Below are 18246 nucleotides of genomic sequence, written 5' to 3' on the forward strand. Positions count from 1 at the left end.
ATTCCTACTGCCCGTCGACACCCACCGAATCGTCGAACGTCGCCGTGACGTCGGACGGCGGAACCAGCCCCCACGTCTCGAGTTGCTTCCGAACCTGCTCGGCTGCATCGATGTTCAACGGTCCGCTCGTCCACAGGGCGTACGGCAGGTTCAGGAACCGACGGTCGACGACGGCGGGAATCTGCGAGATCCCCGGCCGCGCGTCGAGAAGTGCAACCTTCTCCTGAAAACTCTGCGGCGGGTAGTCGACGAACAGGAAGGCGTCGGGGTTTGCGGCGGCCACCCGTTCCCAGGACACGGCGGTCCAGGTGTCGTCGAGGTCGGCGAGCGCGTTGACGCCACCGGCGGCGTCGATGATGGCCTGCGGCGCGCCGAACTTCCCACTCGAGAACACTGTGTCGCTCGCGCTGTCGAACAGGAAGATCACCGGCGGTCGTTCGGCCTTCGGGGCGGCGGACAACGCGTCGAGTCGGGTGTCGAGGTCGTCGACGACTTCTGTCGCGTCCTCGGTCCGGCCGGTGATGGTGCCGAGATTGGTCAGGTCGGTGCGCAGTGCGTCCCACGGCGCGACGACTCCGCGCGCCTGTTCGCCGTCACGTTGGCGGCAACTCTCGGTCAGCGTGTACGGCGCGATGCCGTCCTGCTCCAATGATGCGGGCGTGAGGTTCTTCTCCTCGCTGTAGCCGTAGTTCCATCCGGCCACCATCACGTCCGGATTCTGAGCCAATACTGTTTCACGCGAGGGGTATTCGGGCGCCACGGAGTTCAGGGCATCGACCGCGTCGCCGTAGTGCCGGCGCAGTGTCTCGGAGTCCCGTTGCACGCTCGAGACGGCTGCGACGGAATCCTGTGCGCCCAGCGCCAGTGCCATCGACACCATGTTTCCGTCGTTGACGAACAATCGCTGTGCGGGAGAGGGAAATTGGACCTGTTCACCGCAGTTGGTGACGGAAATCGTGGCGGTATCGGTGGTAGCCGGCGCGCTGCAGGCCGTCAGGCCGACGACGAGCAGCAGGGCGGGGGCGAGAGTCTTCTTCATCGGTTCTCCTCGAGTGCGGTGATGAGCAGGTGGGTGTCGCCGGTGTCCGGGTGCACCACCGGGGTGGCCTTGACTCCGAACACCTCGGCGAGAACGTCGGGGGACAGTGCGGCATGAGCGGTCGCGGCCGGTCGCGTCGTGCCGTCGTGCACGACGACGATGCGGTCGCAGTGCGTTCGTGCGAGTGAAAGGTCATGCAGCGCAACGACGACGGTGCGCCCGCTGGAGCGCACCAGGTTCATCACCTGCAGCGAGTGCCCCACGTCGAGATGATTGGTGGGTTCGTCGAGCAGCAGGAGACCGGTGTCCTGGATCAGGGCCCGTGCGAGCAGGACCCGACGCCGCTCGCCGCCGGACAGCTCGGTGATGCGCCGGTCGGCGAACCCGGCGAGGTCCACGCGCGCCAGTGCGTCTCCGACCGCGCCCGCATCGGACGCTCCCCAGGGTGGGAGGTACGGCATTCGCCCGAGTGCGACGACGTCTCCTGCGGTCAGATCGGCGTCGGGGTGTTCGTCCTGCGTGAGCAGTGAGACCGACCGGGCGCGACGACGGACCGGTAGCACGTGGAGATCGTGGCCGTCGATGGTCACCGTCCCGTCGACGGGACGGGTCAGGCCCGCGAGAGTGCGCAACAGCGTCGACTTTCCGCTGCCGTTCGGGCCGACGATGCCGAGCACCTCACCGTCCGTCGTCGCCAGGTCGACGTTCCGCAGGACGGTCCGGCGGCCGACGCGGCAGGTCACCCCGGTCGCCACCAAGTTCGTCACGTCGCCCCGCCGAATCGGTAGCGGCGGCGGCCCATCACCAGAAGGAAGATCGGCGCGCCGATGAGACCGGTGAGGACGCTGACAGGAATTTCGGCCGGCCGGGCCAGGATTCGCGTCCCGATGTCCACCCACACCAGCAGCAACGCTCCGCAGAGTGCCGCCGTCGGTAGCAGCACACGGTGTTTGGGCCCGACCAGCAATCGCGCGATGTGGGGGACCACGAGTCCGACGAAACCGATGCCGCCCGACACCGCGACGAGCACCCCGACCAGGACCGCCAATAGCAGGAACAAGCCCAGCCGTAGGTAGCGGACCGGGACGCCGAGCGATCCGGCCGTGTCCGGACCGAGCATCAGTGCGTCCAACCACCCCGACACGGCGAGCAGGGCGAGTCCGCACACGAGGACCGTGATCGCCGGCAGCAACAGTCGGGTTCGGTCGGCCCCGGCCAGGGATCCGAGCAACCAGAACAGCACGGATTGCGCTGCCGCCGGGTCGCTGCTGCGGAAGACGAGGTAGCTGCTCAGGGACGAAAATGCCGATCCGAGAACGGTTCCCGTCAGCACGAGGCGTAACGGAGTCAGACCGCCCTGAGCCAGCGCGACGAGGAGAACCAACGCTCCGGCGCTCAGTGCGCCGACCAGAGCCCCCGCCGACAGGGCCCACACGCCGGCGGCGGCGAACGCACCCGAGGTCAGCACGGCAGCCGCGCCCACGCCCGCTCCCGACGACACGCCGAGCAGGTACGGGTCTGCAAGTGGATTGCGCACCAGCGTCTGCATGGCCGCGCCGGCGAGCGCCAGGCCTGCGCCGACGACGACCGCGAGAGCGGTGCGGGGGAGTCGCAGCTCCCAGACGATCGTGTCCAGCGATCTCGCGACCGACCCGTCGCCGGTGATGCGGGCGACGAGGACGTCGACCACCGTCGACACAGGAATCGGTTCGGCGCCGAAGGCGGCGCCCAGAACGGCACTGGGGATCAGCAGTCCCAGCAGGGACAGCAGAACAACGGGGGCGGGCGGGCGTCGCCCGGCCTTCACCAGGTCGAGTCTGGTGGGCGGGGCGGGGCTGAGGTGGACATGCGGCGGCCTCCTGGCGGGCGGTTCGCGGCCCGAGATAGGTACGTCGACGACGAGTGAGGTCTGGCTCCCGCTGCCCACCGAAATCGTGGGCGACGGTCACAGTGGCGCGACCGCTCCGAATTCGCATCGGATTCCCGGCTCGTCGCCCGGAATGCGCACATCGTATCCGTCGGACGATTTGGCGTTCCACCGGCCTGTTCCCTACACTTGACCGGTTGCCTGTCGCGCGAGCGAGGCAGCAGACCACGCGTATCGGGTCGGTATCCGCTACGTACGTACATCCAGGTCTGAGGAGATCAGAGTGATTCAGCAGGAGTCGCGGGTACGCGTCGCCGACAACACGGGTGCGAAGGAAATTCTGTGCATCCGCGTTCTCGGTGGTTCGTCACGCCGCTACGCCGGGATCGGCGACGTCATCGTCGGTACCGTCAAGGACGCCATCCCCGGTGGCAACATCAAGAAGGGCGAGGTCGTCAAGGCGGTCATCGTCCGTACCACCAAGGAGCGTCGCCGTCCGGACGGTTCGTACATCAAGTTCGACGAGAATGCTGCCGTTCTCATCAAGCCTGACAACGATCCCCGCGGTACCCGCATCTTCGGCCCGGTCGGCCGCGAGCTGCGCGAGAAGAAGTTCATGCGCATCGTGTCGCTTGCTCCGGAGGTGTTGTAAATGAAGGTGCACAAGGGCGACACGGTTCTGGTCATCTCCGGTAAGGACAAGGGCGCGAAGGGCAAGGTCATCACGGCCTACCCCGAGACCTCCAAGGTCCTCGTCGAGGGTGTAAACCGCATCAAGAAGCACACGGCTGTCTCCGCCAACGAGCGCGGCGCATCCTCGGGCGGCATCGTCACCCAGGAAGCTCCCATCCACGTATCGAACGTGGCCGTGGTGGATTCCGACGGCAACGCAACCCGCATCGGTTACCGCCGTGACGAAGAGTCCGGCAAGAACGTGCGCATCTCCCGTAAGAGCGGGAAGGACATCTGATGACAACCACCGAAGTTTCGAACACCGAAGAAAAGACTGCACCTCGTCTCAAGGCCCGCTACCGCGCCGAGATCAAGGATGCGCTCAACACCGAGTTCGCCTACGACAACGTCATGCAGATCCCCGGCGTCGTCAAGGTCGTCGTGAACATGGGCGTCGGCGACGCTGCCCGTGACGCGAAGCTGATCAACGGCGCGGTCGCAGACCTCGCCGCGATCACCGGCCAGAAGCCGGAAATCCGCAAGGCCCGCAAGTCCATCGCGCAGTTCAAGCTCCGCGAAGGCATGCCCATCGGCGCCCGCGTCACCCTCCGTGGCGACCGCATGTGGGAGTTCCTCGACCGTCTCGTCTCCATCGCGCTTCCCCGTATCAGGGACTTCCGCGGGTTGTCGGGCACCCAGTTCGACGGAAACGGCAACTACACGTTCGGCCTCAACGAGCAGTCGATGTTCCACGAGATCGACGTGGACTCCATCGACCGCCCGCGCGGTATGGACATCACCGTCGTGACCACGGCAACCAACAACGAAGAAGGCCGCGCGTTGCTCAAGCACCTCGGCTTCCCGTTCAAGGAGATCTGAGCGTATGGCAAAGAAGGCACTGGTCAACAAGGCCAACAAGAAGCCGAAGTTCGCGGTTCGCGCGTACACGCGCTGCCAGAAGTGCGGCCGTCCGCACGCTGTGTACCGCAAGTTCGGTCTCTGCCGCATCTGCGTCCGTGAAATGGCGCACCGCGGCGAGCTCCCCGGAGTGCACAAGAGCTCCTGGTGATCTGACACCGTTTTCCACGACAGGCCCGAGCCGGATGGCTCGGGCCTGTCGTGTTTTCGGGGCAGCATCCGTGCCACGATGGATGTGTGACGACGTCCGAAGGATCCCGATCCGACATCGACTTCTACTTCGACCCGGTGTGCCCGTTCGCGTGGATGACGAGCAAATGGGTTCGTATCGTGCAGTCGCAGCGTGACTACGCCGTCGAATGGAAGTTCATCTCACTACGGCTGATCAACTCGCACATCGACTACGACGCTCATTTTCCGCCGGAGTACGAAGCCGGCCACACCGCTGGTCTGCGCCTGTTGCGCGCAGCGGCCAGCGTTCGCGAAGCGCACGGGTCGGAGGCCGTCGCTCGTCTGTACGCGGCGCTCGGCACACGAATCTTCGACTCCGCGCCGGACCCGGACGAAGACACTGGTTTCCGCGGCACTGCCGAGTTTCTGGCGCCTGTCCTCGACGAGCTGGGTCTTGCGGACACGCACCTCGCCGCGCTCGACGATTCCGTGTGGGACACCGTGATTCAGGGCGAGACGGACGCGGCGCTGGCGTTGACCGGCAAGGACGTCGGGACGCCGATTCTGCACTTCGAGCCGCCGGAGGGCGTCGCCTTCTTCGGGCCGGTGATTTCTCGACTGCCGAGCGAGGACGAGGCGGCGCAGCTGTGGGACCACGTCGTCGGACTCGCTCGGTTCTCCGGGTTCGCCGAGCTCAAGCGCAGTCTCCGGGAACAGCCGCAATTGGTCGGGTTCGGTGTCGCCGACGGAGATGTCGGGGCCACCGAGGACTGGCACGGCGGCAGTCGGCGCCAGAAGAAGTAGCGCGATTCGCCGTCCAGTTCGTCCGACATCTACGTTCTGCCGGGTTTAGTGTCCTTGCATGACGGATGTTGCGAGCGAGAAGAAGACCGAGTCGCCCGAACTGAAGCGGGTGCTGGGCCCCGGTTTGCTGCTTCTGTTCATCGTCGGCGACATCCTCGGCGCGGGAGTGTATGCCGTCACGGGCCAGATGATCGAGAACGTCGGCGGAATGGCGTGGCTTCCGTTCATTCTTGCGTTCGTCGTCGCAACGCTCACCGCGTTCTCCTATCTGGAGTTGGTGACTAAATATCCGCAGGCGGCAGGCGCTGCTCTCTACACACACAAAGCGTTCGGCATCCATTTCGCGACGTTCATCGTCGCCTTCGCCGTGATCTGTTCCGGCATCACCAGTGCCTCGACGTCGTCGAACGTCGTCGCCGGCAACCTGCTGGCCGGTTTGCACGAAACCTTCTCCAGCGCAGACGGACTCGGCTGGTTCGATGTCCCGACGGGTGACACCGCTCAGCTCGTCGTCGCACTTGCGTTCATGCTGCTCCTCGCCGGCATCAACCTGCGCGGCGTCGGCGAATCGGTCAAGTTCAACGTGGTGCTCACCATCATCGAGATGACGGCGCTGGCCATTGTCATCGCGATCGGATTCGTTGCCGTGGGTGGCGGAAGCGCCGAGGGCGACATCGCCAATCTCGTCGTCTTCGAGGATCCGAACGAAAAGGGTTGGTTCCTGGCGGTCACGATCGCCACCACCATTGCCTTCTTCGCGATGGTGGGCTTCGAGGACTCGGTCAACATGGTCGAGGAGACGAAGGAACCGCAGAAGATCTTCCCGAAGATCATGCTGTCGGGCCTCGGCATCGCGTGTCTGATCTACGTGCTCGTCGTGGTCGCGGTCATCGCGGTGCTGCCGCTGAACTACGACTCCGGCAGCGAAGGCATCCTGCTCCATGTCGTGCGAACCGGCGCGCCGAGCCTGCCGATCGACGAAATCTTCCCGTACCTCACCGTCTTCGCCGTCGCGAACACCGCGTTGATCAACATGCTCATGGCCAGTCGCCTCATCTACGGTCTCGCCCGCCAGCGGGTGCTGCCGCCGGTCCTCGGGTCGGTGTTGCCGAAGCGCCGATCGCCTTGGGCCGCAATCGCATTCACGACGGTCATGGCTCTGGTCCTCATCGTGGTCGTCAACCAGCTCTCCGGAAACACGGTCGTCGGTGCGCTGTCCGGCACCACCGGCCTGCTGCTGCTCGGCGTGTTCGCGGTGGTCAACGTCGCCTGTCTGGTGCTGAAGCGACGAAACGACAAAGTGTTCTTCCGCGCACCCGTGTGGGTTCCCGTCGCCGGAACCGTGCTGTGTCTGTTTCTCGTCGGCCCGTGGGCGCGGACGTCGTCGCAGATGATCCAGTACAAGATCGCCGGAATTATGCTGCTCCTCGGCGTCGTGCTGTGGGCCATCACCTACGTCATCAACAAGCGCAGCGGGAACGGGAGCGACTTCGACGTCGAGAAGCTGACGGACGACGACGCGAACCTGGGAGACCGGGTGCGGGATCGGGGCGAGCCGCTCTGATAGGCCGGGTAGTGCAGGATTTGTCTCGCTGAGCGGGATAAATCCTGCACAATCGCGGGTCCGCGCACAACTGGGCAGGTTCCAGCAGTTCTCACAGGTTGTAACCAGTGCGGCTTGCTCGAAGGTGCGCAGTCGCCGGCGACCAGCGGCCGCGATTTGGTCCTCACCAGCCGATTGCCTACACTTACACGGTTGCTCGGGTTCCGTCGTGCCTGCACACGGCCCCGCGCACTCCAGACGGTAGAGGTTCACCAGCTTGTCAGTGCAGTCGATGCACTCGCAGGAGCTACCACCCCTGACCGGCAACAGTCGGTCAGGACAAGTTACTTCGCTGTAGGCCCACGATGTGACGAACGAGGCCCCGTAGGGGAACCGGTCCGCGCGTGTTGCATGGGAACCGCTGCGAGAAAGGGCCATGAACTCTGTCATGACCATGACCGACCCGATCGCAGACTTCTTGACACGTCTGCGCAACGCCAACTCGGCGTACCACGACGAGGTGAAGCTTCCCCATTCGAAGATCAAGGCGAACATCGCCGAGATCCTCAAGCGTGAGGGCTACATCTCCGAGTACCGCACCGAGGACGCCGAGGTGGGCAAGACCCTCATCGTCGACCTCAAGTACGGACCCAGCCGCGAGCGCAGCCTCGCCGGGATCCGCCGGGTGTCCAAGCCCGGTCTGCGTGTGTACGCAAAATCCACCAATCTGCCCAAGGTCCTCGGCGGGCTGGGCGTGGCGATCATCTCCACGTCCACCGGCTTGCTCACCGATCGTCAAGCTGCTCAGCAGCGCGTCGGTGGCGAAGTCCTCGCGTACGTCTGGTAAGGGAGCCAACCACTATGTCGCGTATCGGAAAGCTGCCCGTGCCGGTTCCCGCGGGCGTCGATGTTGCCATCGACGGCCAGGACGTCACGGTCAAGGGCCCCAAGGGCTCACTGAATCTCACCATTGCCGAGCCCATCACCGTCGCCAAGAACGACGACGGCACGATCTCGGTCAGCCGGCCCGACGACGAACGTCGTAGCCGCTCACTGCACGGACTGTCGCGCACCCTCGTCGCGAACCTCATCACGGGTGTCACCACCGGTTACACCACCAAGATGGAGATTCACGGCGTCGGCTATCGCGTGGCGTTGAAGGGAAGCGACCTCGAGTTCGCTCTCGGATACAGCCACCCGGTGCCGATCACGGCGCCCGACGGCATCACCTTCACGGTCGAGACCCCCACCCGCTTCACGGTGTCGGGCATCGACAAGCAGAAGGTCGGACAGATCTCCGCCAACATCCGTCGCTTGCGTCGTCCGGACCCGTACAAGGGCAAGGGCGTTCGCTACGAGGGTGAGCAGATCCGCCGCAAGGTCGGAAAGACAGGTAAGTGATGAGCAATCCCGAAACCACCCAGAAGAAGCGCATCCCACTGGGCAAGGACGTATCCACCCGTCGTCGCCTGTCGAAGACGCGTCGCCACTTCCGCCTGCGCAAGAAGGTCTCCGGCACGCCGGATCGGCCTCGGCTGGTCGTCAACCGGTCCTCGCGTCACCTGCATGTGCAGTTGATCGACGACCTGGCCGGCCACACGCTGGCGTCGGCGTCGAGCATCGAAGCCGATGTTCGCGCCCTCGAGGGCGACAAGAAGGCGCGCGGCGCCAAGGTCGGCGCACTCATCGCCGAGCGTGCCAAGGCAGCCGGCGTGGAAGCTGTGGTCTTCGACCGCGGCGGCCAGAAGTACGCCGGACGCATCGCGGCCCTCGCCGATGCGGCTCGCGAAGGTGGGCTCAAATTCTGATGACCACACATACCAACGGAAGGACAGCCTGATGCCGGGACGTCAACGGCGTGACGGCGGAAGCGGCCCCGCCGGACCCAACACTGGAGGACCCAACGCAGCCGGAGGTGACAACCGCGGTGGAGGTAACGACCGCGGCGGTCGCGGCGGTCGGGATTCTCGGGGCGGCAACGCCCAGGAGAAGAACAACCTCGAACGCGTAGTCGCGATCAACCGCGTCTCGAAGGTCGTGAAGGGTGGTCGTCGCTTCAGCTTCACCGCCCTCGTGATCGTCGGTGACGGCAACGGTCTGGTCGGCGTCGGCTACGGCAAGGCCAAGGAAGTTCCCGCGGCCATTCAGAAGGGCGTCGAGGAGGCTCGCAAGAGCTTCTTCCGTGTCCCGCTGATCGGCAGCACCATCACGCATCCCGTTCAGGGTGAGGCTGCGGCCGGCGTCGTGATGTTGCGTCCGGCCAGCCCCGGTACCGGCGTCATCGCCGGTGGCGCGGTGCGTGCCGTGCTGGAATGCGCCGGCGTTCACGACATCCTCGCCAAGTCGCTCGGTAGTGACAACGCGATCAACGTCGTCCACGCCACCGTTGCAGCACTCAAGGCTCTGCAGCGTCCGGAAGAGGTTGCGGCCCGTCGTGGCCTGCCGATCGAGGACGTCGCTCCCGCCGGCATGCTTCGTGCCCGCGCCGCAGCAGCAGGGAGTGCATCTCATGGCTGACCTGAAAGTTACCCAGATCAAGAGCTCCATCGGTCAGAAGAAGAACCAACGCGACAGCCTGCGTACGTTGGGCCTCAAGAAGATCCGCCAGACGGTGACTCGCGAGGACAACGAGCAGAACCGCGGTCTGATCAACGTGGTGCGCCACCTCGTAGTCGTTGAGGAGGTCACGAAGTGACCATCAAACTGCATCACCTTCGCCCGGCTCCGGGTTCGAAGAGCGCCAAGATCCGCATCGGTCGCGGTGAAGGCGGCAAGCGAGGCAAGACCGGTGGTCGCGGAACCAAGGGCACGGGTGCTCGCAAGAACACCCCGGCCGGCTTCGAGGGTGGACAGATGCCGCTGCACATGCGGCTTCCCAAGCTCAAGGGCTTCACGAACCGCAACCGCATCGAGTACCAGGTCGTGAACCTGGTCGACATCGAGCGTCTGTTCCCCGAAGGTGGCGAGATCAGCAAGGACGATCTGGTCGCCAAGGGTGCAGTTCGCAAGAACCGTCTCGTCAAGATCCTCGGCGACGGCGACTTCTCGGTGAAGGCCAACATCACTGCCGACAAGTTCACCGGCAGTGCCAAGGAAAAGATCAGTGCAGCCGGCGGAACCGTCACCGAGCTGTAAGAAACACCGCGTGAGGAATGGCCGCGGCACGACCACCGTCGTGCTGCGGCCATTGCCTTTCGTAGATCGCCCGACTGGCCAGGTCGGTCGTCGATCACCCGCTGTTAGAGTGCTTAGCGGCGGTCCCGTTGCCTCGCACCGGGCTCCTTTCGTTCTTTTCAGATACCCGTCCCAGGAGGATCTTTGCTTTCCGCCCTCGTGTCGGCCCTCAGGACTCCGGACCTGAGGCGGAAGATCCTCTTCACGCTCGGCCTGATCGCTCTGTACCGCTTCGGCGCGACGCTTCCGTCGCCCGGCGTCGACTACGGCAACGTGCGTCAGTGCATCGACCAGGTGTCCGGCGGATCGTCGGCCGGTATCTACTCGCTGATCAACCTGTTCTCCGGCGGCGCGCTGCTGCAGCTGTCGGTGTTCGCGATCGGCATCATGCCCTTCATCACCGCCAGCATCATCGTTCAGCTGCTGACCGTCGTGATCCCGCGTTTCGAGGAACTCCGCAAGGAGGGCCAGGCCGGTCAGGCCAAGATGACGCAGTACACGCGGTATCTGTCGATCGCGTTGGCCGTTCTGCAGGCCACCGGGCTGGTCGCGCTCGCCTCGCGAGGCCAGCTGCTGCAGGGCTGCAACCTCGACATCATCGCCGACACGTCCATCTTCGGCCTGGTCATCATCGTGCTCGTCATGACGGCCGGTGCGGCCCTGGTCATGTGGTTCGGCGAGATCATCACCGAGCGCGGCGTCGGCAACGGTATGTCGCTCCTCATCTTCGCCGGCATCGCGTCGCGTATCCCGTCCGAGGGCAAGTCCATCCTCGACAGCCGCGGCGGCCTGGTCTTCGGCCTCGTGTGTGTCGCAGCGCTGCTCATCATCGCCGGCGTCGTCTTCGTCGAGCAGGGCCAGCGCCGTATCCCGGTGCAGTACGCCAAGCGCATGGTCGGCCGCAAGATGTACGGCGGATCGTCGACGTACCTGCCGCTCAAGGTCAACCAGGCCGGCGTCATCCCGGTGATCTTCGCGTCGTCGCTGCTCTACCTTCCGAACCTCATCGCCCAGCTCACCAACGCCACGACGGCAGCGGACCCGAGCTGGTGGCAGAGGGCAATCAACACGTATCTGGTGAACCCGGCGAACCCGGTCTACATCCTCATCTACTTCGGCCTCATCGTCTTCTTCACCTACTTCTACGTCGCCATCACGTTCAACCCAGAAGAACGTGCCGACGAGATGAAGAAGTTCGGCGGCTTCATTCCGGGTATCCGGCCGGGTCAACCCACGGCCGACTACCTGAATTTCGTTCTCAGTCGCATCACGCTGCCCGGTGCCATCTATCTCGGCACCATCGCGGTTCTCCCCAATCTGTTCCTCGACATCGGTAGCTCCGGTGGTGGCCAGAACCTGCCCTTCGGCGGCACGGCGGTGCTCATCATGGTGAGCGTCGGCCTGGACACGGTCAAGCAGATCGAGAGCCAGCTCATGCAGCGCAACTACGAAGGGTTCCTCAAGTGAGACTCGTTCTCCTCGGTCCTCCCGGTGCCGGCAAGGGCACTCAGGCAAAGCTCCTGTCGGAGAAGCTCGGCATCCCGCACGTGTCCACCGGAGACCTCTTCCGCGCGAACATCGGCGAGTCCACCCCACTCGGAATCGAAGCCAAGAAGTACCTCGACGCGGGCGATCTCGTGCCGAGCGAGCTGACGGTCGACATGGTGCGCAGCCGTGTCGCCGAGCCCGACGCGACGGGTGGCTTCATCCTCGACGGTTTTCCTCGTTCCGTCGGTCAGGCCGATTCGCTCGCCGAGATCCTCGCCGAGCTGGACAAGAAGCTCGACGCGGTCGTCTCCTTCGTCATCGACGAGGACGTCGTCGTGGAGCGCATGCTCGCGCGCGGACGTGAGGACGACACCGAGGACGTCATTCGCAATCGTATGAAGGTCTACCGCGACGAGACTTCGCCGCTGCTCGACTACTACAAGGACCACGGCCGGTTGGTCACCATCGATGCCGAGGGCGACGTCGACGACGTCAACCGCAAAGTCCTGGACGCGCTCGAGTAAGCATGGGGTTCGGACGCAAACGCAAGGTGGTCCCGTTCAAGAGCGCGGGCGAGCTCGACGCGATGGAAGCCGCGGGTGCCGTCGTCGGTCGGGCCTTGGTCGCGGTCAAGGAACACGCGAAGCCGGGTGTCTCGACGCTCGAACTCGACGAGGTGGCCGAGTCGGTCATCCGTGACGCTGGCGCGGTTCCGTCGTTCCTCGGGTACCACGGTTTCACCGGCAGTATCTGCAGCTCCGTGAACGAGGTTGTGGTGCACGGCATTCCGAGCAGTGCTGTCGTCCTTGGCGAGGGTGACCTCGTCTCGATCGATTGCGGGGCCATCCTCGACGGTTGGCACGGCGACTCGGCGTGGACGTTCGGAATCGGTGAGGTCATCGAGGCAGACGCCCGCCTCAGCGAGGCGACACGCTTGTCGATGGAAGCCGGTATCGCCGCGATGGTGCCCGGCAACCGCCTCACCGACGTTTCCTGGGCCATCGAACAAGGCACTCACGCCGCCGAGAAGGCACACGGGCGCAGCTACGGAATCGTCGACGGTTACGGCGGGCACGGCATCGGCCGCGAGATGCACATGGAGCCGTTCCTCGCCAACGAGGGCGCGCCCGGTAAGGGACCCGAGTTGGTGGTGGGATCGACCTTGGCGATCGAGCCCATGCTGACCCTCGGAACCTACGAGACCGACGTTCTCGGCGACGGGTGGACCGTCGTCACCACCGACGGATCCCGAAGCGCCCATTGGGAACACACCGTCGCCGTGACCGAGGACGGGCCCCGGATTCTGACGCTGCGACCCTAGGCCGAGTGCGCTGGGTCCACGACCTCGTCGGGCTTCGGCGGCGGCGGGGGAGTGCCGTCACCGAAGGGCCTGCCGCCCAGCTGTTCCCGGCGGTGCGGGGTCAGCCAATTCGACAGGTCCGGCCCCTTCGGCACGATCTGCGTCGGATTGATGTCCTTGTGGACGATGTAGTAGTGCTGCTTGATCTGCACGAAGTCGGTGGTGTCGCCGAACCCGGGGGTCTGGAACAGGTCTCGTGCGTATCCCCACAGCGCCGGCATCTCGATGAGCTTGTTGCGGTTGGCCTTGAAGTGCCCGTGGTAGACGGCGTCGAAGCGGGCGAGCGTGGTGAACAGGCGCACGTCGGCCTCGGTGATGGTGTCGCCGACGAGGAATCGCTGCCTCGAGAGGCGCTCTTCGAGCCAGTCCAGCCGGGAGAACAGTTGGTCGTAGGCTTTGTCGTACGCCTCCTGTGAGCCGGCGAAGCCGCAGCGGTAGACGCCGTTGTTGACGTCCTTGAACACCAGTTCGGCTACTTCGTCGATCTCGCTGCGCAGCGCATCGGGGTAGAGGTTGGGCGCGCCGTCGCGGTGGTACTGCGTCCATTCGGTCGAGAAGTCCAGCGTCATCTGCGGGTAGTCGTTGGTGACGACTTTGCCCGAGGAGACCTCCACCACGGCGGGCACGGTGATACCGCGGGGATAGTCGGGGAAGCGAGCGAGGTACGCGTCCTGGATGCGTGGGATCTTCAGCACCGGGTCCAGGCCGTCGGGGTCGAGATCGAATGTCCAGCTTCGCTTGTCGTGCGTCGGACCGCAGATGCCCATGGAGAGAACGTCTTCGAGGCCGAGAAGCCTGCGCACGATGATCGCGCGGTTGGCCCAGGGGCAGGCGCGGGCCACGACCAAGCGATAGCGATCCGGCTCCACCTTCCACCCGTCACCGCCGTCCGCCGTGATGCGGTCCTCGATGTAGTTGGTGTCGCGGTTGAACTCGTCCTGCTCGACGTACGAACCCTCGTTGCTCATGCCTCCAACGTACTGGTGAGCCGCACCTGCGTCCGCACCCCTAGTTCGACGTAGCCCAATGCTTGGCCGAGCAGTCGTCCGGCGAGGTTGTCGACGTGGGCCTGCCACTGCGGAACGAGCCCGGCGTCGATGGCGTCGTTGGTGGCCAGTCGCCCGGCGGTGAAGCCGTATCCCCGACGTCGATGATCCGACGCCGTCAGCACTCCCATGTCGGCGACGAAGCCGTGGAACTCGACGTAACCCGCACCGGACGCTGGCTTGGCCGAGTCCTCGCCCTCCGAGTCGTCCATGACGGTGAACCAGTTGCGTTTGCGGGCGATGTCGGCTTCGGCGGCGTCGTCGGGCGGCACGCTGTGTTCCAGTGTCAGAACATGATTCAGGTCGTGGGAAATCAGCGGACTCTCTTGTCCGACATCGCCGCGTACCTCGTCCGCGTACGCGAGAGTGGTCGGTCCGGCGCACCGTCCGGCGCGCTGGCCGGCGAGACCGCGGATCCCGTCACGCGTGGCCAGTTCCTCGTTGCTCATGCCGTCGGCACGGGCGATGGCCCACGACGGCCCGGTGAGGGCGCTGCGGCCGTCGAGCACGACGAAATCGATCGTGTCGGTGTCGTCGTCCTCGGCCACGACTCGGGTGCGGGGCTCGAGGAACGCGTCGTCGGGAAGTCCCAGTGCACGCGCCCACGCGAGTCGGACGATGTCGATCTGGTGGGAATTCACGGGAACCACGCTAGCGCGGCGCCGTCCGGTCCAGGTTGCGTCGCACCCATTCCACGCCGTATATTCCACTTGGAATATTCGACACGGGGCAATTTGTCCGGTTAGGGGGAATCGGTATGGCAGCAACACCTCTGACCCCTATGGCCATCGCCGTCCTCGCCCTGCTGTTCGAACGCGCCATGCACCCGTACGAGATGTATCAATTGCTGATCGCACGTAAGGAAGACCGGTTGCTCAAGATCAGGCCGGGCTCGCTGTACCACACGGTCGACCGCCTGGCCGAGCGTGAACTCGTGGCATCCGTCGGCACGGACCGCGACGGCAACCGCCCCGAACGCACCACCTACGAAGTCACCGATGCGGGCAAAGATGCTCTGCGAGAACGGCTCACGGAACTTCTCTCCGCACCTGCCGAAGAATATCCGCAGTTCACCCTCGCACTGTCCGAGGCGCACAACCTCAGTGCCGAGACCGCGTCGGAGTTGTTGAAGAACCGCGTGGCACTGCTCCAGAAGGATCTCGACGAACTACTGCTCATCGCGGAGTCCGTCTGCGAAAAACGCATCTATTACGTCGGACTCGAATACACCGTCGCCATGCGCACAGCCGAATTGTCGTGGCTGCGTGCTTTCGTCGTCGACATAGACAGCGGCGCACTCGAATGGCAACCCCACGAACTCGCAAAAGGAAACCGATGACCACTCCCACCACCGGCACCGCGCCGCAGACCAACCCCTGGGTTGCACTGTGGGTGCTCTGCCTCGGCTTCTTCATGATCCTGGTCGACACCACGATCGTCGCCGTCGCGCAGCCCGCCATCCTGACGGGCCTGAACACCGGCATCGACAACGTCATCTGGGTCACCAGCGCCTACCTGCTCGCGTACGCAGTGCCGCTGCTGGTCACCGGGCGTCTCGGCGACCGGTTCGGCCCCAAGAACCTCTACATCGGCGGCCTGATCGTCTTCACGCTCGCCTCGCTCTGGTGTGGTCTCTCCGGGTCCATCGAGATGCTGATCGCCGCCCGCGCCGTGCAGGGCGTCGGTGCCGCGATGATCACCCCGCAGACCATGGCCGTGATCACCCGCATCTTCCCCAAGGACAAGCGCGGAACCGCGATGGGCGTCTGGGGTGCCGTCGCCGGCGTCGCCACTCTCGTCGGACCGCTTCTCGGCGGCGTCCTCGTCGATTCGCTGGGCTGGGAGTGGATCTTCTTCATCAACATCCCGGTCGGCATAGTCGCCGTCGTTCTGGCTGTGAAGTTCGTGCCCACGCTGCCGACCAACGAGCACACCTTCGACATTCTCGGTGTGGTGTTGAGTGCGGTCGGACTCTTCTTCCTCGTGTTCGGAATCCAGGAAGGCCAGAAACACAGCTGGAACGCCTGGATCTGGACGTCCATCATCTTCGGCATCGCCGTCTTCGCTGCCTTCGTCTACTGGCAGGCCCGAAACAAGAACGAACCGTTGGTCCCGCTCGGCCTGTTCAAGGACCGCAATTTCTCCATCTCCAACATCGCGATCGGCACGATGGGGTTCGCGATGTCGGGAATGATGCTGCCGGTCATGCTCTTCCTGCAGAGTGGCACCGGGCTGTCGCCGACGCGCGCCGCACTCACCTTCGTCCCGATGGCCATCTTGACGGGCGCGTTGGCGCCGGTGGTCGGCAAGCAGGTGGACAAGGTGCACCCGCGCTACATCGCGGGGACCGGCTTGTTTCTCCTCGCCATCGCGTTGGTATGGCTCACGACGGTGATGACCCCGTCGGCTCCGATCTGGCAGCTGATCCTGCCGGTCGGCGTGATGGGTGTCGCGAACGCGATGATCTGGGCCCCGCTGGGCGCCACCGCAACTCGGAACCTGCCGTTGAGTCAGGCGGGCGCCGGTTCCGGCGTCTACAACACGACCAGGATGTTCGGATCTGTGCTCGGCAGCGCGGGAATCGGGGTGTTGATGCAGAACCGCATCGCCGCCGAACTGCCCGTCCAGGCATCGGGCGCGGGCGCCGAAATCCAGTCGGGCCGAGTTCCCGCCATGATCGCTGACGGGTTCAGCTCCGCACTGGCGCAGTCGTTGTACCTCCCCGCCGCGGTGCTGTTACTGGGCGCGATCGCGTGCGCGTTCTACGCGCGGCCGGCGTTCGGTGAGCATGCAGGGATGGCGGCAGAGAAAGCGGCTCCGGCCAAGGTGGTTGCGGGCCCCTAGGCTGACGGAATGGCCGACACCCGCGCAGCACTTCTGCGCGCTCGCGACACGTTCTGGTTCCTGCCCGCCGTCCTCGGTCTTGCTGCGGTAGCACTCGCCCAAGGGCTCATCACGTTCGACCGGCGGCTGTCCAACACGGACTTCGGTGCCTGGGGCGCGTTGTTCTACCGGGTGGGCGCGAGCGGAAGCCGCGACATTCTGGGCGCGATCGGCGGATCGATGCTCGGTGTCGCGGCTACCTCGTTCTCCATCACCATCTCGGTGTTGGCCACGGCCAGTTCGACGTATGGTCCGCGGCTCGTCCGAAACTTCATGGCGGATCGCGGAAACCAGTTCGTGCTGGGCATGTTCGGGGCGACGTTCCTCTACGCGCTGATGGTGCTGCGGTCCATCCGATCGGCAGCGGACGATCACATCGCCTTCGTGCCCGACATCGCCGTCAACGTCGCGGTGCTGCTCGCGGTGGTCGACGTTGCCGTCCTGGTGTACTTCATTCACCACATCGCGAACTCGATCCAAGTGTCGACGCTGTCCGCCCGTGTCCGCCGCGAACTGGTGGACGCAGTGGACATGCTGTATCCAGCAGAGCAACCGGACAATGCCGTGGCTGCCCCCGCGCTCGACGCCGTGTCGCTTTCGACGGTAGTCGCCAAGTCGTCGGGCTTCGTGGTGTCCATCGACGAAAGTGCATTGCTCGAGGCGGCGCGCCGGCACGACTGCGTGTGCGAATTGCGGGTCCGCAGCGGCCATCACCTGGTCGCCGGCGAGATCATCGCGGTCGTGTCGTCGTCCGAGATGGCCGATGACGTTCGCTCCGCGGTGCGGCTCGGCGACAGTCGCACCCCGAGGCAAGACATCACCTTCGCGACGCAGCAGCTCACCGAGATGGCGGTGCGCGCGCTGTCCGCCAGCACGAACGACCCGTACACGGCCCGCAACGCCCTCGACGAGCTGGCGGTCGGCCTGGTTCCTCTCAGTCGCCGTCCCGTTCCGCTGACGGGCCGAACGGACGACGAGGGCGTCCCGCGCCTGACGGTCACGCGGGTACCCGTGGTCGAGCTGCTCGACGACGTCTTCGACGCCATCCGCGTGTGCGTCGCCGACGACCCGATCGCCGTGGAGGCCGTCATCAGGTTGGCGCGTCGTATCGGCCTCGCCACGGTGCACGACGACATTCGCGAATGCGTACAGGAGAAGCTTCGTGCTCTCCGTCGCGCGGTCGAGGCCTCCAGTCCCGACCCCAGCGACCTGGACCGGTGCGCTCGGCACGTGGACGAAGCTCTGGAATCCATGGCGTGAGAAATTCGATGGCATGAGAAA

At 65.0% G+C, this 18246-nt stretch carries 23 protein-coding genes and 1 riboswitch; of the genes, 18 read left to right on the forward strand and 5 right to left on the reverse strand.

The genetic code is table 11. The annotated features are described in order from the left end of the window. Positions 1 to 4: 4 nt before the first annotated feature. The 3 genes from IEW02_RS04675 to IEW02_RS04685 are packed head-to-tail and all read right to left on the reverse strand — an operon-like array spanning position 5 to position 2846. Positions 5 to 1039, reverse strand: a complete 1035-nt coding sequence (locus tag IEW02_RS04675) for an ABC transporter substrate-binding protein (RefSeq protein WP_188543479.1) — start codon at positions 1037 to 1039, stop codon at positions 5 to 7. Continuing rightward, a complete protein-coding gene (locus tag IEW02_RS04680; RefSeq protein WP_188543480.1) occupies positions 1036 to 1806 on the reverse strand; it encodes an ABC transporter ATP-binding protein in 771 nt (256 codons plus the stop codon). Before IEW02_RS04680 ends, IEW02_RS04675 begins: the two co-directional genes overlap by 4 nt. Next, complete coding sequence (locus IEW02_RS04685; RefSeq protein ID WP_188543481.1) at positions 1803 to 2846, reverse strand: FecCD family ABC transporter permease; 1044 nt, start codon at positions 2844 to 2846, stop codon at positions 1803 to 1805. The genes IEW02_RS04680 and IEW02_RS04685 overlap by 4 nt, the downstream gene beginning before the upstream one ends. Before the next feature lie 26 nt (positions 2847 to 2872). After that, a riboswitch (cobalamin riboswitch) is annotated at positions 2873 to 3055 on the reverse strand. A gap of 134 nt (positions 3056 to 3189) precedes the next feature. Here IEW02_RS04685 and rplN point away from each other — a divergent pair. From rplN to map, 15 genes are all read left to right on the forward strand, one after another. Next, complete coding sequence (rplN, locus tag IEW02_RS04690; protein WP_188543482.1) at positions 3190 to 3558, forward strand: 50S ribosomal protein L14; 369 nt, start codon at positions 3190 to 3192, stop codon at positions 3556 to 3558. Beyond that, positions 3559 to 3876 carry a 50S ribosomal protein L24 gene (gene rplX, locus IEW02_RS04695; RefSeq protein ID WP_188543483.1) on the forward strand — a complete coding sequence of 106 codons (318 nt, stop codon included), beginning with the start codon at positions 3559 to 3561 and terminating at the stop codon, positions 3874 to 3876. Beyond that, positions 3876 to 4457 carry a 50S ribosomal protein L5 gene (gene rplE, locus IEW02_RS04700; RefSeq protein ID WP_188543484.1) on the forward strand — a complete coding sequence of 194 codons (582 nt, stop codon included), beginning with the start codon at positions 3876 to 3878 and terminating at the stop codon, positions 4455 to 4457. Before rplX ends, rplE begins: the two co-directional genes overlap by 1 nt. Before the next feature lie 4 nt (positions 4458 to 4461). After that, the gene (locus IEW02_RS04705; RefSeq protein ID WP_188543485.1) at positions 4462 to 4647 is read left to right on the forward strand and encodes a type Z 30S ribosomal protein S14; all 186 of its coding nucleotides are present in this window, start codon (positions 4462 to 4464) and stop codon (positions 4645 to 4647) included. Between the two features lie 86 nt (positions 4648 to 4733). Continuing rightward, positions 4734 to 5471, forward strand: coding sequence for a DsbA family protein (locus tag IEW02_RS04710; RefSeq protein WP_371829907.1), 738 nt, complete (start codon positions 4734 to 4736; stop codon positions 5469 to 5471). 58 nt (positions 5472 to 5529) lie between these two features. Then, positions 5530 to 7035, forward strand: coding sequence for an APC family permease (locus tag IEW02_RS04715; protein WP_188543486.1), 1506 nt, complete (start codon positions 5530 to 5532; stop codon positions 7033 to 7035). Between the two features lie 427 nt (positions 7036 to 7462). Continuing rightward, on the forward strand, positions 7463 to 7861 hold the full coding sequence (rpsH, locus tag IEW02_RS04720) for a 30S ribosomal protein S8 (protein ID WP_188543487.1): 399 nt from the start codon (positions 7463 to 7465) through the stop codon (positions 7859 to 7861). Positions 7862 to 7875: 14 nt separating this feature from the next. Beyond that, entirely contained in the window at positions 7876 to 8415 is a 540-nt protein-coding gene (rplF, locus tag IEW02_RS04725; protein WP_188543488.1) for a 50S ribosomal protein L6, read from the forward strand. Then, positions 8415 to 8822, forward strand: a complete 408-nt coding sequence (gene rplR / locus IEW02_RS04730) for a 50S ribosomal protein L18 (RefSeq protein ID WP_188543489.1) — start codon at positions 8415 to 8417, stop codon at positions 8820 to 8822. The genes rplF and rplR overlap by 1 nt, the downstream gene beginning before the upstream one ends. A gap of 31 nt (positions 8823 to 8853) precedes the next feature. Beyond that, positions 8854 to 9531, forward strand: coding sequence for a 30S ribosomal protein S5 (rpsE, locus tag IEW02_RS04735; RefSeq protein ID WP_188543490.1), 678 nt, complete (start codon positions 8854 to 8856; stop codon positions 9529 to 9531). Then, entirely contained in the window at positions 9524 to 9709 is a 186-nt protein-coding gene (rpmD, locus tag IEW02_RS04740) for a 50S ribosomal protein L30 (RefSeq protein ID WP_188543491.1), read from the forward strand. Before rpsE ends, rpmD begins: the two co-directional genes overlap by 8 nt. Then, on the forward strand, positions 9706 to 10149 hold the full coding sequence (gene rplO / locus IEW02_RS04745; RefSeq protein ID WP_188543492.1) for a 50S ribosomal protein L15: 444 nt from the start codon (positions 9706 to 9708) through the stop codon (positions 10147 to 10149). The genes rpmD and rplO overlap by 4 nt, the downstream gene beginning before the upstream one ends. Positions 10150 to 10332: 183 nt before the next feature. Then, positions 10333 to 11655 (forward strand): preprotein translocase subunit SecY, encoded by a 1323-nt coding sequence (gene secY / locus IEW02_RS04750; protein ID WP_188543493.1) that lies wholly within the window; start codon positions 10333 to 10335, stop codon positions 11653 to 11655. Then, a complete protein-coding gene (locus tag IEW02_RS04755) occupies positions 11652 to 12200 on the forward strand; it encodes an adenylate kinase (protein ID WP_188543494.1) in 549 nt (182 codons plus the stop codon). Before secY ends, IEW02_RS04755 begins: the two co-directional genes overlap by 4 nt. Positions 12201 to 12202: 2 nt before the next feature. Then, positions 12203 to 12997 carry a type I methionyl aminopeptidase gene (map, locus tag IEW02_RS04760; protein WP_188543495.1) on the forward strand — a complete coding sequence of 265 codons (795 nt, stop codon included), beginning with the start codon at positions 12203 to 12205 and terminating at the stop codon, positions 12995 to 12997. On the opposite strand, the gene IEW02_RS04765 is transcribed toward map, so the two are convergent. Continuing rightward, positions 12994 to 14004: a glutathione S-transferase family protein gene (locus IEW02_RS04765; RefSeq protein WP_188543496.1), complete on the reverse strand. Its 1011-nt coding sequence runs from the start codon at positions 14002 to 14004 to the stop codon at positions 12994 to 12996. The genes map and IEW02_RS04765 overlap by 4 nt on opposite strands. After that, positions 14001 to 14723: a GNAT family N-acetyltransferase gene (locus IEW02_RS04770; protein ID WP_188543497.1), complete on the reverse strand. Its 723-nt coding sequence runs from the start codon at positions 14721 to 14723 to the stop codon at positions 14001 to 14003. The genes IEW02_RS04765 and IEW02_RS04770 overlap by 4 nt, the downstream gene beginning before the upstream one ends. A gap of 116 nt (positions 14724 to 14839) precedes the next feature. Here IEW02_RS04770 and IEW02_RS04775 point away from each other — a divergent pair, with 116 nt between their 5' ends. From IEW02_RS04775 to IEW02_RS04785, 3 genes are read left to right on the forward strand one after another with little or no spacing between them, the layout of a single operon-like run. After that, on the forward strand, positions 14840 to 15421 hold the full coding sequence (locus IEW02_RS04775; RefSeq protein ID WP_188543498.1) for a PadR family transcriptional regulator: 582 nt from the start codon (positions 14840 to 14842) through the stop codon (positions 15419 to 15421). Further along, positions 15418 to 16926: a DHA2 family efflux MFS transporter permease subunit gene (locus IEW02_RS04780; RefSeq protein ID WP_188543499.1), complete on the forward strand. Its 1509-nt coding sequence runs from the start codon at positions 15418 to 15420 to the stop codon at positions 16924 to 16926. Before IEW02_RS04775 ends, IEW02_RS04780 begins: the two co-directional genes overlap by 4 nt. A 9-nt stretch (positions 16927 to 16935) precedes the next feature. After that, complete coding sequence (locus tag IEW02_RS04785) at positions 16936 to 18225, forward strand: DUF2254 domain-containing protein (RefSeq protein ID WP_188543500.1); 1290 nt, start codon at positions 16936 to 16938, stop codon at positions 18223 to 18225. Positions 18226 to 18246: the final 21 nt, after the last annotated feature.

The organism is Rhodococcoides trifolii, from assembly GCF_014635345.1.
GTDB classification, from domain to species: Bacteria; Actinomycetota; Actinomycetes; order Mycobacteriales; family Mycobacteriaceae; genus Rhodococcoides; species Rhodococcoides trifolii.